At 67.4% G+C, this 15,138-nt stretch carries 14 protein-coding genes; all 14 read left to right on the forward strand.

Annotated features, from left to right (window positions below):
* Positions 1–3 precede the first annotated feature (3 nt).
* The 14 genes from C7I84_RS13140 to C7I84_RS13205 all read left to right on the forward strand — a co-directional run bounded on the left by C7I84_RS13140 (position 4) and on the right by C7I84_RS13205 (position 15,135).
* Positions 4–732, forward strand: a complete 729-nt coding sequence (locus tag C7I84_RS13140; protein ID WP_106772650.1) for an ABC transporter ATP-binding protein — start codon at positions 4–6, stop codon at positions 730–732.
* Complete coding sequence (locus tag C7I84_RS13145; RefSeq protein WP_106772651.1) at positions 729–1,457, forward strand: ABC transporter ATP-binding protein; 729 nt, start codon at positions 729–731, stop codon at positions 1,455–1,457. The genes C7I84_RS13140 and C7I84_RS13145 overlap by 4 nt, the downstream gene beginning before the upstream one ends.
* Positions 1,444–2,301, forward strand: a complete 858-nt coding sequence (locus C7I84_RS13150; RefSeq protein ID WP_106772652.1) for a branched-chain amino acid ABC transporter permease — start codon at positions 1,444–1,446, stop codon at positions 2,299–2,301. Before C7I84_RS13145 ends, C7I84_RS13150 begins: the two co-directional genes overlap by 14 nt.
* A gap of 4 nt (positions 2,302–2,305) precedes the next feature.
* Positions 2,306–3,343 carry a branched-chain amino acid ABC transporter permease gene (locus C7I84_RS13155; RefSeq protein WP_106772653.1) on the forward strand — a complete coding sequence of 346 codons (1,038 nt, stop codon included), beginning with the start codon at positions 2,306–2,308 and terminating at the stop codon, positions 3,341–3,343.
* On the forward strand, positions 3,340–4,353 hold the full coding sequence (locus C7I84_RS13160) for a zinc-dependent alcohol dehydrogenase (RefSeq protein ID WP_106772654.1): 1,014 nt from the start codon (positions 3,340–3,342) through the stop codon (positions 4,351–4,353). The genes C7I84_RS13155 and C7I84_RS13160 overlap by 4 nt, the downstream gene beginning before the upstream one ends.
* Before the next feature lie 21 nt (positions 4,354–4,374).
* Positions 4,375–5,154 (forward strand): alpha/beta fold hydrolase, encoded by a 780-nt coding sequence (locus tag C7I84_RS13165; protein WP_106772655.1) that lies wholly within the window; start codon positions 4,375–4,377, stop codon positions 5,152–5,154.
* Between the two features lie 43 nt (positions 5,155–5,197).
* Positions 5,198–6,424, forward strand: a complete 1,227-nt coding sequence (locus tag C7I84_RS13170; protein ID WP_106772656.1) for an acyl-CoA dehydrogenase family protein — start codon at positions 5,198–5,200, stop codon at positions 6,422–6,424.
* Positions 6,425–6,492: 68 nt separating this feature from the next.
* Positions 6,493–7,032, forward strand: a complete 540-nt coding sequence (locus C7I84_RS13175; protein WP_245428425.1) for a flavin reductase family protein — start codon at positions 6,493–6,495, stop codon at positions 7,030–7,032.
* Positions 7,033–7,168: 136 nt separating this feature from the next.
* On the forward strand, positions 7,169–8,623 hold the full coding sequence (locus C7I84_RS13180; protein ID WP_106772658.1) for an aldehyde dehydrogenase family protein: 1,455 nt from the start codon (positions 7,169–7,171) through the stop codon (positions 8,621–8,623).
* A gap of 837 nt (positions 8,624–9,460) precedes the next feature.
* Positions 9,461–10,474: a substrate-binding domain-containing protein gene (locus C7I84_RS13185; RefSeq protein ID WP_106772712.1), complete on the forward strand. Its 1,014-nt coding sequence runs from the start codon at positions 9,461–9,463 to the stop codon at positions 10,472–10,474.
* Between the two features lie 142 nt (positions 10,475–10,616).
* Entirely contained in the window at positions 10,617–12,149 is a 1,533-nt protein-coding gene (locus C7I84_RS13190; RefSeq protein ID WP_106772659.1) for a sugar ABC transporter ATP-binding protein, read from the forward strand.
* Positions 12,142–13,158 carry an ABC transporter permease gene (locus C7I84_RS13195; RefSeq protein ID WP_106772713.1) on the forward strand — a complete coding sequence of 339 codons (1,017 nt, stop codon included), beginning with the start codon at positions 12,142–12,144 and terminating at the stop codon, positions 13,156–13,158. The genes C7I84_RS13190 and C7I84_RS13195 overlap by 8 nt, the downstream gene beginning before the upstream one ends.
* A gap of 11 nt (positions 13,159–13,169) precedes the next feature.
* Positions 13,170–14,141, forward strand: coding sequence for a sugar-binding transcriptional regulator (locus tag C7I84_RS13200; protein ID WP_106772660.1), 972 nt, complete (start codon positions 13,170–13,172; stop codon positions 14,139–14,141).
* A 4-nt stretch (positions 14,142–14,145) separates the two neighbouring features.
* Positions 14,146–15,135: an aldo/keto reductase gene (locus C7I84_RS13205; protein WP_106772661.1), complete on the forward strand. Its 990-nt coding sequence runs from the start codon at positions 14,146–14,148 to the stop codon at positions 15,133–15,135.
* Positions 15,136–15,138 lie beyond the last annotated feature (3 nt).

A 15,138-nucleotide genomic window follows, 5' to 3' on the forward strand; every position in this document is an offset into this window, starting at 1 on the left:
CGCATGGGAAACGACGTGCTGCTGCAGGCGCGCGGACTGAGCAAGTCCTTCGGGGCGGTCCGCGTCCTGCACGAGGTCAGCCTGGATGTCCGGCCGGGCGAGGTGCTGGGCATCCTCGGGCCGAACGGCGCCGGCAAGACGACGCTGTTCAACCTGATCAGCGGCGACCTCAAGGTCGACGGAGGAGAGCTCGTCTTCTCCGGACGGCCGCTCAGGGGCGAGCCGCCCTACCGCCGGTGCCAGATGGGCATCGGCCGCACCTACCAAATCCCGCGTCCCTATGGCGGGCTGACCACCTTCGAGAACCTGCTCGTCGCCGCGTCCTTCGGCGGCGGGCGCTCCGAAAGCGCCAGCTATGCGCTGTGCGCGCGGATCCTCGGTGACTGCGAGTTGTCGGGCAAGGCCAACCGGTCCGCCGGCTCGCTGACGCTGCTCGACCGCAAGCGGCTGGAACTGGCTCGCGCGCTTGCCTCCGACCCGAAGCTGCTGCTGCTCGACGAAATCGCCGGCGGCCTGACCGATGAGGAGGGCAAGGAGCTGGTGGCGCTGATCCGGCGCATCCGCGACCGCGGCGTCACCATCGTGTGGATCGAGCACGTGCTGCATGCGCTGCTGGCGGTGGCCGACCGGATCATGGTGCTCAACTTCGGCGAGAAGATCGCCGAGGGCGCGGCGCAGGACGTGATCAAGGACCCCGAGGTTCGCCGTGTCTATATGGGGATCGAGGTATGAGCGCGCCGCTGCTTTCCACGCACGGCCTGGTCGCCCGCTACGGCGATTTCCAGGCGCTGTACGGGGTGGATATCGAGGTCGCCGCCGGCGAGATCGTGGCGCTGATCGGCGCCAACGGCGCCGGCAAGTCGACGCTGCTCAAGTCGGTGATGGGGCTGCTGCCGGTCGCGCCCGACATGGTGCGCCTCGACGGCAGGCCGGTCGGCGGCTCGCAGCCTTACCGCATGGTTTCCGCCGGCGTCGCCATCGTGCCGGAGGGCCGCCGCCTGTTCGCCGGCATGTCGGTGGAGGACAATCTGCGCGTCGCCGTGGACCACGCCGCCCGCGCCGAAGGCGGGGGCTGGACGCTGGACAAGGTGTTCGGCCTGTTCCCGATGTTGAGGGAGAAGCGCTCCACGCCGGTGCAGTCGCTGTCGGGCGGGCAGCAGCAGATGGTGGCGATCGGCCGCGCCCTGCTCAACCAGCCGCGCCTGCTGCTCTGTGATGAAATCAGCCTCGGGCTGGCACCCAAGGTGGTGCGCGAGATTTATCAATCGATCCCGTCGATCTCGCAGGCCGGCACTGCCATCATCCTGGTGGAGCAGGACGTCGGCCTGGCGCAGTCCGCCTCGGACCGGCTCTACTGCATGCTGGAAGGCCGCGTCACCCTGACGGGCCGGTCGTCGGAGACCAGCCGCGACGCCATCGGCGCAGCCTATTTCGGGGCCTCCCATGCAGTGGCTTGACGGGCTGATCCAAGGCATCCTGCTGGGCGGGCTCTACGCTCAATACGCGCTCGGCATGGCGCTGATGTTCGGCGTCATGCGCATCGTCAACATCACCCATGGCGACCTCATGGTGCTGCTGGCGCTGATAGGCATCAGCGCCGCGGCCTCGTTCACGCTCGGACCGTGGACGACGCTCGCCATTCTGGTTCTGATCGGCGCTTTCATCGGCTACGCGCTGCAGCGAGTCATCCTCAACCGCGTGGTCGGTGCCGACCCGCTGCCGTCGCTGATCGCCACCTTCGGCCTGTCGATCGCGCTGCAGAACGCCATGCTGCAGATCTGGTCGGCCGACACGCGCTCGCTGCCCGGCGGCGAGATCACCCAGGCGTCGTTCCAGATCGGGGCGATGTTCGTCGGCGTGCTGCCGGTGATCGTGCTGGTCACGGCGACCGTGCTGACCGGCGGGCTGGATGCCGCGCTGCGGTTCACGCGCTTCGGGCGGGCGCTGCGGGCGGCGGCGGCGGATGTGGAGGCGGCGGCGCTGACCGGGGTTAATCCCAAGACCGTCTATGCCGCCTCGACCGCCATCGCCGTGGCGATACTCGGCTTCGCGGCGGTGTTCCAGTCGATGCGGGCGACGGTTGCTCCCGCTGATGGCCCGTTCCAGCTCATCTACGCCTTCGAGGCCGTCATCATCGGCGGCATGGGCTCGATCTGGGGGGCCTTCCTCGGCGCCATGGTGCTGGGCATCAGCCAGTCCATCGGTTTCCGCATCGACCCGGGCTTCGGCATCCTCGCCGGGCATCTGGTCTTCCTGATCGTTCTCGCCGTCCGCCCGCAGGGCATCTTGGGAAAGGGTTGAGGCCATGAGCGAAGCTGTCGCAACCGGCCATGGCGCCACCGTCCCGACTCCTGCCGTGCGCGTGCAGCGGCAGACGGTTTCCGGCATCATCGCCATGGCGATCGGCATTGGTGTGCTGATCACCATCGCCTCGATGCCGTGGTGGGCGAGCCAGGGCCTGATCCGGAACGTCGTCGAGCTGTGCTGCTACATCGCCGTGGCGCAGATGTGGAACCTGCTCGCCGGCTATGCCGGACTGGTCTCGGTGGGGCAGCAGGCCTTCATCGGCGTTGCCGCCTACATGATGTTCGTGCTCGCCCAGCTCTGGGGCATCAACCCCTTCCTGGCGGTGCTGCTGTCGCTGATCGCGCCTGCCATCCTGGCGGTGCCGACCTACGGGCTGCTGCACCGGCTCGACGGACCCTATTTCGCCATCGGCACGTGGGTGGTGGCCGAGGTGATGCGGCTTGCCACGTCGACCTTCACCTATGTCAACGCCGGCGCCGGCATGAGCCTGCGCGTCATGACCGGCTATTCCGCCGACGAGCGCGCGGTCGGCGTGTCGCTGCTGTCGGCGCTGCTGCTGCTGGTCACCATCGGCGGCAGCTACTGGCTGCTGCGCTCACGTTACGGCCTGGCGCTGACGGCGGTGCGCGACAACCCGGTGGCGGCGGCGAGCCAGGGGGTCAATGTGGGGCGCCTGCGCTTCCTCGTCTGGATCGCCGCGGCTGTCGGCACCGGGCTGGCCGGCTCGATCTACTTCCTGGCGCAACTGCGCATCACGCCGCCCTCCGCCTACGACCCGAACTGGGCCAATATCGCGATCTTCATCGTCATGGTGGGCGGGCTGGGCTCGCTGGAAGGGGTGCTTATCGGCGCGCTCATCTACTTCTTCGCTGACCGCTGGTTCGGTGAATACGGCGCAACCTACCTCGTCGTGCTGGGCCTGCTCACCCTGTTCATGGCGCTGTTCGCCAGGGGCGGCATCTGGGGCCTGATCTGCAAGGTGGTCGACGCCCCCTGGTTCCCGACACGGCGCATCCTGCTGGAGGACAAGCGATGAAGGCCGCGATCTTCGACGGCGTCGGCAAGCCGCTGCGCATCGCCGATCTCGACCGGCCCGAGCCGGCCAACGACGAGGTGCTGCTGCGGCTCGCGGCCTGCGGCATCTGCGGGTCGGACCTGCACATGACGGAGGACCCCGCGACCTTCGGCATCGGCGAAGGTTTCGTGCTCGGCCACGAGTTCGCCGGCGAGATTTTGCGTTGCGGCGGCGGCGTTACCGGGCTGAAGCCGGGCGACCGCGTGGCCGTCGCGCCGATGTACGGCTGCGGCCGCTGCGACAGCTGCCGTCGCGGCGAGCCGGCCTGGTGCGCCGAGATGCGGCTGATCGGCGGCGGCTATGCCGAGTTCGCGACCGTGGCGGCGCGGCAGTGCCGCGTGCTGCCCGACGATCTGCCGACGGCCGAAGGCGCGCTGGCCGAGCCCATGGCGGTCGGGCTCCATGCCGTCATGCGGTCGCCACTGAAGCCAGGCGACCATGTGCTCGTGCTCGGCGCCGGGCCGATCGGGCTGCTGGTCGCCTTCTGGGCGCGGCGGCTCGGCGCCCGCCACGTCGTCGTCGCGGACGTCAACCGCCACCAGGAGGAGCGGGCGCTGGCGATAGGCGCCACGGGCTTCGTACTGTCCGGCCCCGGTCTCGCCGCCGAGGTCAGGGAGCGCATGGGCGGGCTGCCCGACATCGTTTTCGAATGCGTCGGCAAGCGCGGGCTGATCGACTTCGCCTGCAGCCTGGTGCGGGTGCACGGCACCGTCGTCGGGGTCGGCCTGTGCGTCGGCGGCGACACATGGGACCCGTTCGCGGCGCTCTCCAAGGAAATCCAGGTGGTTTTCGCCGCCTTCTTCTCGATGGCCGAGTTCGAGGCGGCGCTCTACGCCCTCGGCCCCGGACAATTCCGTCCGCAGGCGCTGGTCACGGAACGGATCGACTTCGGCAGGATACCGGAGACCTTCGAGGCGCTCAGGCGCCGCACGACGCAATGCAAGGTGCTGATTTCGGCCGACGCCGGCTGACCGGCAATTTGGGAGGACACGATGGATTTCGAGACGATTACCCTGGACATCGACGGCGTTCGCACGGTCGTGAAGGCGAGCGGCAAGGGGCCTGCGGTGCTGGCGCTGCACGGCGCGGCCACCCTGGAGGGCTATGACTGGGCGCGCGAGCTGGCGGAGCGTTTCCGAGTCTACCTGCCATTCCATCCGGGATTCGGCGAGAGCGATCCGGCGCCGCATCTCAACGGCATGCAGGACCTGATCGTCCACAATCTCCGGCTGGTCGCGGCCCTCGGCATCGACCGCCCGCATCTGGTCGGACATTCGATGGGCGGCTGGATGGCGGCCGAGATGGCGGCCGTCGCCGGTGAGCGGTTCGGAAGGCTGGTGCTCAACGCGCCGGCCGGCCTGAACCATCCGGATCACCCCGGCGCCGACCTGGCCACCATCGGTCCGGAAGCACTGCCCGGCTACCTCGCGCATAACGTGGACGTGGCGCTGCGCTATTTCCCGGGCGGCTCGCACTGCCCGCCGCTGGAGGAATTCCTCGCCGCCCGCGGCAAGGAAGGCGAGGCCCTGCAATCGATCCTCAAGGTCCACGGCATGGGCCACCCCAATCTCGGCCGCTGGCTGTCCCGCATCCCCAACGAGACGCTGGTCGTCTGGGGCGAGGAGGACCGCATGCTGCCGGCCTCGCAGGCGCCGCTCTGGGTGGAGCGCATCCCCAATGCGCGCCTGCTGATCATTCGGGGTGTCGGCCACTTCGCCATGCAGGAAGCGCCCGCCACCGTCACCGCCATCGGCGACTTTCTTGCAGCCTAGGCGCTGCTGAGTTCCAGGAACCATTTTCAAGGAGGAGAAGACGATGAATATTTCAGTGCGGCACGGGCAGGGATACTGGGGCACGAAGACCGACTTCGCGGCCCTGCTGGAGCATGTGCGCAAGATCGGCCCGGTGCTGGAGGAGAACGCCGAGGAGAACGACCGGCTCGGCCGGCTGAACGATGCCACCTTCGCCGCGCTGAAGCCGCTGCGCATGTCGCACATCTTCGCCGAGGAAAAGATCGGCGGCGCGCAGCTCTCGCCGACGCAGGGGCTCGAACTGATCGAGGCCATCACCTACCACAGCGGCGGCGCCGGCTGGGTGTCGATGGTGCATGCCTGCATCGGCGCGATGTCGGCGGCCTTCCTGCCCGACAGCGCCATCGGCCGGCTCTACGGGCCGGACACGGAGAACCGCTTCTCCGGGCAGGGCACGCCGACCGGCATGCTGAAGAAGGTCGACGGCGGCTATCTTCTGAACGGCAAGTGGTCCTATGCCAGCGGCATCCATCACGCCACCTTCACCCATACCGCCGCCCTTCTCGACGACGGTGACGGGCATCCGGCCAAGGACGAGAACGGCGACGTGATCGTGCTCTGCGCCCACGCCCCGGTCGAACAGTTCGACCTTTTGGGCAACTGGGACGTGCTAGGTCTCAATGCCACGGGCAGCATCGACTACGGAGCCAAGGACGTCTTCATCGCCGAAGACATGGTGTTCCCCATCCTGACGGCGGAGCCGCAGCGGCTGAAGGAGTTTTTCAGCCTCGGCGTCGTGGGGCTTGCGGCAATCGGCCATTCCGGCTGGGCGATCGGCGCGTCGCGCCGCATCCTCGACGATGTCGCCAAATTCGCCCGCGCCAAGACCGGGCGCGCCGGCCTGCTCGGCGAAAGCGAGAAATTCTGGTACGATTTCGGCCGCAACGAGGGGCGCGTGAGGGCGGCGCGCGCCTTCCTGTTCGAGGTGTGGCGCGACGTCGAGAAATCGATCGAGGCAGGCGATCGCGTGTCGACGCGGCAGATCAGCCTCGTCCACCTCGCCAAGTCGGAAGTGCACGAGGCCGGTGTCGACGCTTGCCAGTTCGTCTACCGCGCGGCCGGTGGCGCTTCCCTGCGCAGAGGCGTAATGCAGCGCATCTATCGCGAGATGCTGACGGCGGCCAACCACTTCACCATCAACGCGAACATCGTGACCGCCGCGGGTCGTGAGATCGGCGGCATCTGGAGCGATCGCAAATGGCAGTTCTACGACCTGATCGAGAAGAAGTGATGGCTGGACCGACGAGGCCCGCCCCCGCGGCGGGCCGCGGAGGCGACGCGGCGGATGAGGCGGCATCGGTGGCGAAAGCCTTTCTCGCCGCCTTCCGCCACCATCCGGCCGGTGTCGCCATCATCACCGGCGATGCCGGCGACGGACCGGCGGCGCTGACGATCAGTTCGCTGATCTCCGTCGGCGTCGAGCCGCCGACGGTCGCCTTCTCGCTGTCGGAGGCCTCCTCCAGCGCGCGGGTGCTGGCGCGCTGCGAGACCGTGGTCGTACATTTCGTGCGACGCACGAACATGCAGCTGGCGCGGCTCTGCGCCACCAGCGGCTCCGGCCGCTTCGGCCCCGGCGTGGACTGGAGCCGGCTCGCCACCGGCGAGCCCTATTATCCGCAGGTGGAGACGTGGTTCCGCGCCGCGATCCGCGGGCGGCTGGCCGCGCCGGGCGCGCTGCTGGTGAGCGCCGAACTCGTCCTGGCTTCGACCGTGCCGCAGCCGGCCGCGAGCGACGACGCGCTGGTCTATGCCGACCGGGCCTGGCACGGGCTGCGCCCGGTGGCCGACGCGGCCAGGGCACCGCTGCTGCTGTGGCCGGACGATTCGGCGACGTTCTGACGGATGCCCGACTGCCGGGCGGCCGGTTTCCTATGATCGAGTCACACACGCGCGGCATCTTGTGTTAACACCTGCCCGTCGTCGCGATCCCGGATCGTTACGACAAACCAATGTTGGAATTCGACTGGAGGCGCCCGTGTCCGCACAATCAGCAGAGAAGCTTCACAAGAACTATGTGAACGGCGAATGGATCGGTGGCGACGGCGTGGAGAACATCAACCCGTCGAACACCGCGGACGTGGTCGGCCTTTACGCACGCGCCACCGTCGAGGAGGCGAATCAGGCGATCGCGGCGGCCAAGGCGGCGTTTCCGCGATGGTCGCGCTCCGGCATCCTCGAGCGGCACGCGGTGCTGCGCAAGGCTGCCGACGAGATTCTCGCGCGCAAGCAGGAACTGGGCGAGCTGCTGAGCCGCGAGGAGGGCAAGACCCTTCCGGAGGCGATCGGCGAAGTCACCCGTGCCGGCCAGATCTTCGACTTCTTCGCCGGCGAGGTGCTGCGGCTGTCCGGTGAGGTGCTGCCCAGCGTTCGCCCCGGCGTCGGCGTCGAGGTCACGCGCGAGCCCGTCGGCGTGATCGGCATCATCACGCCATGGAATTTTCCGATCGCCATCCCTGCCTGGAAGATCGCACCGGCGCTGGCCTACGGCAACACGGTGGTCGTCAAGCCGGCCGACCTGGTGCCGGGATCGGCCTGGGCGATCGTCGACATCCTCGACCGGGCGGGGCTGCCGAAAGGCGTGCTCAACCTGGTGATGGGCAAGGGTTCGGTCGTCGGCCAGGCGCTGCTCGACAGCAAGGACGTCAACGCCGTCACCTTCACCGGTTCGGTCGGCACAGGCAAGCGCGTGGCGCTCGCCTCGATCGAGCACGGCCGCAAGTTCCAGCTGGAGATGGGCGGCAAGAACCCGACGATCGTGCTCGATGACGCCGATCTCGCCGTCGCGGTCGAGACGGTGGCGCAGTCGGCATTCTTCTCGACCGGCCAGCGCTGCACCGCCTCCTCGCGCGTCATCGTCACGGAGGGCATCCACGACCGCTTCGTCACCGCGCTGGCCGAGCGCACGCGAGCGCTGCGGGTCGGTGATGCGCTCGACAAGAACACCGAGATCGGGCCGGTGGTCGACGCCGGGCAACTGAAGCAGGACGTCGACTACATCGAGATCGGCAAGTCGGAAGGTGCGCGGCTCGTGACCGGCGGTGACCGGCTGAAGCGCGACACCGAAGGTTTTTATCTCCAGCCCGCTCTGTTCGTCGACGCCACCAACCAGATGCGCATCAGCCGCGAGGAGATTTTCGGACCGGTGGCCTCGGTCATCCGGGTCAAGGATTATGAGGAGGCGCTGGCCACCGCCAACGATACCGATTTCGGCCTGTCGGCAGGCATCGTCACCACCTCCCTCAAATACGCCACGCATTTCAAGCGCAACGCGGAAGCAGGCATGGTGATGGTCAACGTGCCAACCGCCGGCGTCGACTTCCACGTGCCGTTCGGCGGCCGCAAGGGCTCGAGCTTCGGCCCGCGCGAGCAGGGACGGTACGCCGCCGAATTCTTTACCACGGTCAAGACCGCCTATACGGCGGCGGGCTAGGACGTTGTCGGGAAGGCCGGCGAACGCTCTCACCGGAATGAAGGCATTCCGGTGACGCCGTTCGGACTGGACGGCTGCATCGAACCCAAAAGCTGAACCGATCGTCGACAGGACGATCGGCGCCGGCGTGCGTCCGCTGATCTCCAACGGCCGGCGCGGGCTATGGCCTTGTGAGGAGGCGAATGCTTGGAGCGGTCTAGCCTGGTCAACGGGTGCCATCCGCCGCCTGCCAGCTCGGTCGAGCAGGCAAGGGGCGCGCTGAACGCGCGGTCGACCCGACGCCTTCGGCGGAGCGCGGCGGATGCCTTCCAGCCCGCCCCTTTGAGTTGCTTGCTTATCCGGCCCTGAAGCGGAACCGCCTCCGTTGCCAACGGCCGTCCGCCCCATCGACCAAGGGCAAGGCCCCAAAGTTTACGAACCTGCATCCGGAGTCTGCGGGAGGTGATGTGGCCGAGGAAATCCGCTTGCCTCGCCACTGTGAGCATTGGCGCAGTCCGTCGGGATCTCCAGAATCGGGCGTGACTTCCTGTAACCGGTCTACCGGCCGCCGGTGAACGCGGCTCGAACTCGGCATCGTCAGCGCCCCGGCTCAGCGAACGCTGCCTACTTGCGCCCAACTCCTGTCCCAGCCGGCTGTGCGGACCACGACACCGCACGGACGACGGCCAACAGCCGCGCCACACCGTACGTCCGTCAAAAACTTCGCCCGCCATTGACAGGCCTCTGCGGGTTCAATATGCAGTGCATGAAATAGATGTCATAGAGTGAAATTTATTTCAAACTTGATCAGCGGCCGCGGAGAAACAGGGCGGCGCGAACCGGGAGGTGGACATGCGCATGAAGAAATGGGCGATGACGTTGGCGATCGGCACGTCGCTGCTGGCGACGACGGCCCAGGCCGAAAGCAAGTTCCAGTGCGAGGAAGGCGAGACCTATGTGATGAACGTGATGGTCTCAGGCGTGGAATACTGGTTCCCCGTCTACGAGGCGTTCAAGCAGGCCGCGCAGGCGATGGGCTGCAAGACGGCCTACACCGGCACGCCGGAATATGACGTCAACAAGCAGATCGCCAGCTTCGACCAGGCGCTGGCCAAGCAGCCGGCGGGTATCCTGGTGCATCCGATGAACTCCGATCCGTTCATCGAGCCGATCAACCGCGCGGTCGATTCCGGCGTGGCGGTGGTGACCTTCGCGGCGGACTCGCCGAACAGCAAGCGCACTTCCTACGTGACGTCCGACAACGATCGCGAGGGCGCCTATGCAGCGGACGTCATCGCCGAGGCGCTGGGCGGCAAGGGCGAATACGGCATCCTCGAGAATCCGGGCCAGGACAACCACGACAAGCGCGTGGCCGCCTTCGTCGCCCGGATGACGGAAAAGTACCCCGACATCAAGCTGGCCGGCCGCGCCGCCACCAACCAGGACGCCAACAAGGCCTATCAGGCGGTACTGTCAATGGCGCAGGCCAACCCGAACCTCGGCGCCCTGTTCATGCCGGAGGCGAACTCGGCGCTCGGCGCGGCGCAGGCGGCCAAGGAGCTCGGTGGCACCATCAAGATCATGAATGCCGACGTTAACGGCAAGATCCTCGACATGATCAAGGCCGGCGAGGTGTTCGGCGCGGTCAATCCGAACCAGGGCATCCAGGGCTATATGGGCTTCATGCTGCTGTTCATGGCCAAGCATCCGGATCTCATCGACCCGATGAACGACTGGAAGCGGGCGGCCTATAATCCGATGAGCGTTCCCTTCGTCGACAACGGTTTTGCCGTGGTCACAAAGGACAACGCCGACGATTTCTACTGGGATGCCTATCTGAAGCGTCGCGGCACCAAGGGCATCGAGGAATAGCCTGTCGAAGCGCGTGGGCGGGCCTCCTTCGAGGCTCGTCCACCCAAGGTTTCGTTATTCTTTGCAGCCTGTTGCGGGTCGGCACCTCGGGATGAGGACCGGCGTGCCCGCACCATCATCATCGAACAAAAAGGCGAGGGTCATGTCGGAGCCGCTGGCGCTCGAAGTGCGGGGTGTGAGCAAGGCCTATGGCGCGATCCAGGCGCTGAAGGACGTCGACTTCAACCTGCGCAAGGGCGAGATACATGCGCTGGCCGGCGAGAACGGCGCCGGCAAGTCGACGCTGATGAACGTCGTCGACGGCATCGTCAGCCCCGACAGCGGCGAGATACGCATCCGCGGCGAGGGGGTCGCCATCACCTCGCCGGAGCGGGCGCAGGCGCTCGGCATCGGCTTCGTGCACCAGGAGATCGCGCTGTGCGGCGACGTCTCGGTGGCCGAGAATATTTTTATGGCGGCGACCAACCAGCGCCGCGCCTTCTTCATGAACTACCGCCAACTGCGCGAGAAGGCGCGCGGCGTGCTGAAGAGCTTGGGCGGCATCGAGCCGGACAGGCTGGTGGGCGACCTGACGATCTCGGAGCAGCAGGTCGTCGAGATCGCCAAGGCGCTGACGCTGGACTGCTCGATCCTGATCCTCGACGAGCCGACGGCGGCGCTGACCGAGCACGAGTCGCGCAAGCTCTTTGCCATCATGGCGCGGCTCAAGGAACGCGGCATCTCGATCATCTACATCAGCCACCGCATGGCCGAGATCTTCGACAATTGCGATCGCGTCACCGTGCTGCGCGACGGCCGTCATGTCTCCACCGACGACATAGCCGCCATGACGCCCGACACGGTCGTGCGCAAGATGGTCGGCAGGGAACTGGGCAACCTCTATCCGCAAAAGAACCCGCAAGCGGCCGATGCGCCGGTGCTGCTCGAAGTGGAAGGACTGGATGATGGCGCCCGCTTCCGCGACGTCGGCTTCGCGCTGAGGCGGGGGGAGATATTGGGCGTCGCCGGGCTCATGGGCGCGGGCCGCACCGAGATCGCGCTCGGCATCTGCGGGCTGGCGCCGCGCGCCGCCGGCCGGGTGAGGCTCGATGGCCGCGACGTGACGCCGGCAAGCTATGCGCAGAGCATCGCCAACGGCATCGTCTACCTGTCGGAGGATCGCAAGGGCTCCGGCGTGTTCCTCGACATGCCGATCGCCGCCAATGTCTCGGCCCTTGACCTCGACCGGGTGTCGACGCCCTACGGCTTCGTCGACCGCTCGGCCGAGGAGGCGCAGGCGGCGCGTCTGGCGGATTCGCTGAGGCTCAGGCGCGGTTCGCTGGCCGCCGCCGTCTCGACGCTGTCCGGCGGCAACCAGCAGAAGGTGGCGATCGCCAAGATGCTGTCGATTGGGCCGAAGGTGATCATCCTCGACGAGCCGACGCGCGGTGTCGACGTCGGCGCCAAGGTCGAGATCCACCGCATCCTGCGCGATCTCGCCAACAACGGGACGGGCATCATCGTCATCTCGTCCGAGCTGCCGGAACTGATCGGCTTATGCGACCGCGCGATCGTCATCCACGAAGGCCGGATCGCCGGCGAGGTCAGCGGCGACGGCATGACGGAGGACAATCTGATCCGTCTCGCGTCGGGACTGGGAACAGCGCCGGGAGGAAGGCATGTCGGTCATGGGTGAGCTTGCGGCAGGAAGCGGCGAAGGCGAGGGACGGCGCGGCGGCTGGCTGCGCGGCCTCGGCAATATGCGCGAAGTCGGCCTCCTCATCATCATCCTGGTGCTGTGCGTGGCGATGAGCTTCGCCTCGCCCTACTTCCTCACCTGGACCAATTTCCGGGCGATGCTGCTGTCCTTTTCCATCGAGGGCATCGTCGTCGTCGGCATGACCGTGCTTCTGATCGTCGGCGCCATCGACCTGTCGGTCGGGTCGGTCGTCTGCTTCGCCATGGTGATCGGCGGCTATCTGTTCCTGGCCGGCTTCGATCCATGGACGGCGAGCCTCATCGCCATCCTGGCCTCGTCGGGCATCGGCGTGCTGATGGCGCTCGCCGTCACCCGCATCGGGCTGCATTCCTTCATCGTGTCGCTGGCCTTCATGGTCATCGTCCGCGGGCTCTGCCTGGCGATCACCGGCGGCACGCCGCTGTCGCTGTTCGCGCTGCCGCCGAGCTTCAAGTTCATCGGCCAGGGCTCGATCCACGGCGTGCCCGTCGTCATCCTGATCTTCCTCGCTGTCGTGCTCGTCTTCGATATTCTGCTGCGCCGGGCGACCTTGTTCCGGCGCGTCTTCTACACCGGCTCGAACGAGCGGGCGGCGGCCTATTCGGGCATCCGCACCGACCGGGTGAAGTTCTTCTGCATCGTGCTGTGCTCGACGCTGGCCGGCCTCGCGGGGGTCATCTACATGTCGCGCTTCGGCGCGGCGACGCCGACCTTCGGCATGGGCATGGAACTCAACATCATCGCCGCGGCGGTGATCGGCGGTGCCAGCCTCAATGGCGGGTCGGGCACGATCCTTGGGGCGATCCTGGGCATGGCGTTGCTCTCGGTGGTGTCGAGCTCGCTGATCCTGCTCGACGTGTCGCCCTACTGGCAGGACACTATCCGCGGCCTTATCCTGTTCGCCGCGGTGGCCTTCGACCACCTGCTCCACAAGCACCGGCAGGCAACGGGCCGCAAGACCTCCTGAGGACCTTTCCAATGGCCGTATCCCCAGAGACTGGCGATCACGAGCGGCTGCGCAGGCTGCACCGTGTGCTGGTCATGCACTATGCCGAAGGGCTTTCGCAGGCCGAGGTCGCCAAGCGCACCGGCCTGTCGCACCCGACCGTCAACCGGCTGGTCAAGGAAGGCCACGAGCGCGGCTACGTGCAGATCACCATCCGGTCGCCGCACCAGTCGCTGTTCGAGATCGAGAAGGGGCTGTGCGACGCCGCCGGCCTGCGCGAGGCCATCGTCGTGCCGACCTCTTCCGACAACGACGAAGTCAACCTCCAGATCGCCGGCCGCTCAGTTGCCGAGTTCATGCTGGCCAATCTCAAGGATGGCGACACCATCTGCGTCTCCGGCGGGCTGGGCGTGAGCGCGGTCGTCAAGGCGATGGCGCCGAGTCGCGCCTACGACGTGACGGTGGTGCCGGCGACCGGCGGCGTCCAGGGCAAGCACTTCATCGACGTCAACCATGTCGCCGCGCAGCTCGCCGCCAAGCTCAAGGGCAGGGCCTATCAGATCCATGCGCCGATCTTCGCGGCATCGCCATCCGAGCGCGACGTGCTGATGTCGCTGCAGTCGGTTGAGGACGTGCTTGCCAAGGCGCGCAAGGCACGGATCGCGCTGGTCGGCGTCGGCTCGGTGCTGTCCGACCGGTCGACCTACTACAGCCTCCAGTCGAACGGTTCCGGAGAGCTTCCGCCGCTCGACCGGAGCGGCGCGGTGGGCGAGCTGGTCGCCCATCTCATCGGGCGCGACGGGTCGCTGTGCGACTATCCCCTGAACGAGCGGGTCGTCGCGCTCACCCCGGACGAGATCCGCGCCATACCGCTGACGATCGGCATCGCCGCGGGCGCCCGCAAGGTCGCGCCGATGGCCGGCGTGCTGCGCGGCAGATACCTCGACGTGCTGGCAACGGACGAGAGCACCGGAACCGGTGTTCTGGCGGAATTGAGAGAGTAGACCGATGAGTGTTTCGGCAAGAAAAATAGGCAGCTCCGACGTGGCGGCCGGCCCGATCGGCCTCGGCACCTGGGCCATGGGCGGCTGGATGTGGGGCGGCCAGGACGATGCCCGCTCGCTCGAGGCGATCAGTGCTTCGCTGGACGGCGGCGCCACGCTGATCGACACCGCGCCGGCCTATGGGCTCGGCCGCGCCGAGGAGATCGTCGGGCAGGCCGTCAAGGGCCGGCGCGGCGAGGTGCTGATCGCCACCAAATGCGGCCTCAACTGGCACCACGGCAAGGGCAACCACTTCTTCGACGAACTCGGCCGCAAGGTGCACCGCTATCTCGGGCGCGACGGCATCCTGCATGAGATCGACGAGAGCCTGCGGCGCCTGCAGACCGACTACATCGACCTCTACATCACCCACTGGCAGGATCCGACCACGCCTGTCGCCGAGACGATGGAAACCCTGCTCGACCTGAAGAAGGCCGGCAAGATCCGCGCGATCGGCGTCAGCAACGTCACGCCTGAGGACCTCAACGCCTATCTGACCGTCGGGCCGGTCGACGCCATCCAGGAGCGCTACAGCATGCTCGACCGCGAAATCGAGCGGACGCTGCTGCCGATCTGCCGGGCGAACAACGTCTCGACGCTCAGCTATTCCTCTCTCGCGCTCGGCCTGCTGACCGGCCGGATCGGTCCGGAACGTGTGTTCGAGGGCGACGACCTGCGCAAGGACAATCCGCGCTTCTCCGTCGCCAACCGCGCGCGCGTGGCCGGTTTTGCCGCGGCGGTGGAGCCGATCGCGCGAAAGCACGGCGCCAGCGTTGCGCAACTGGTGATCGCCTGGACGATCGCGCAGCCCGGCATCACCTACGCACTTTGCGGCGCGCGCGATGCGAGGCAGGCGCGGGAGAACGCGGCCGCCGGAACCCTGCCGCTCTCCGCGTCCGAGCTGACGGAGATCGACCGGGCCGTCGCGACGCATCTCGCGTCGGTCGACGCGTGATCC

The organism is Kumtagia ephedrae (genome assembly GCF_003012745.1).
Lineage (GTDB): Bacteria > Pseudomonadota > Alphaproteobacteria > Rhizobiales > Rhizobiaceae > Kumtagia > Kumtagia ephedrae.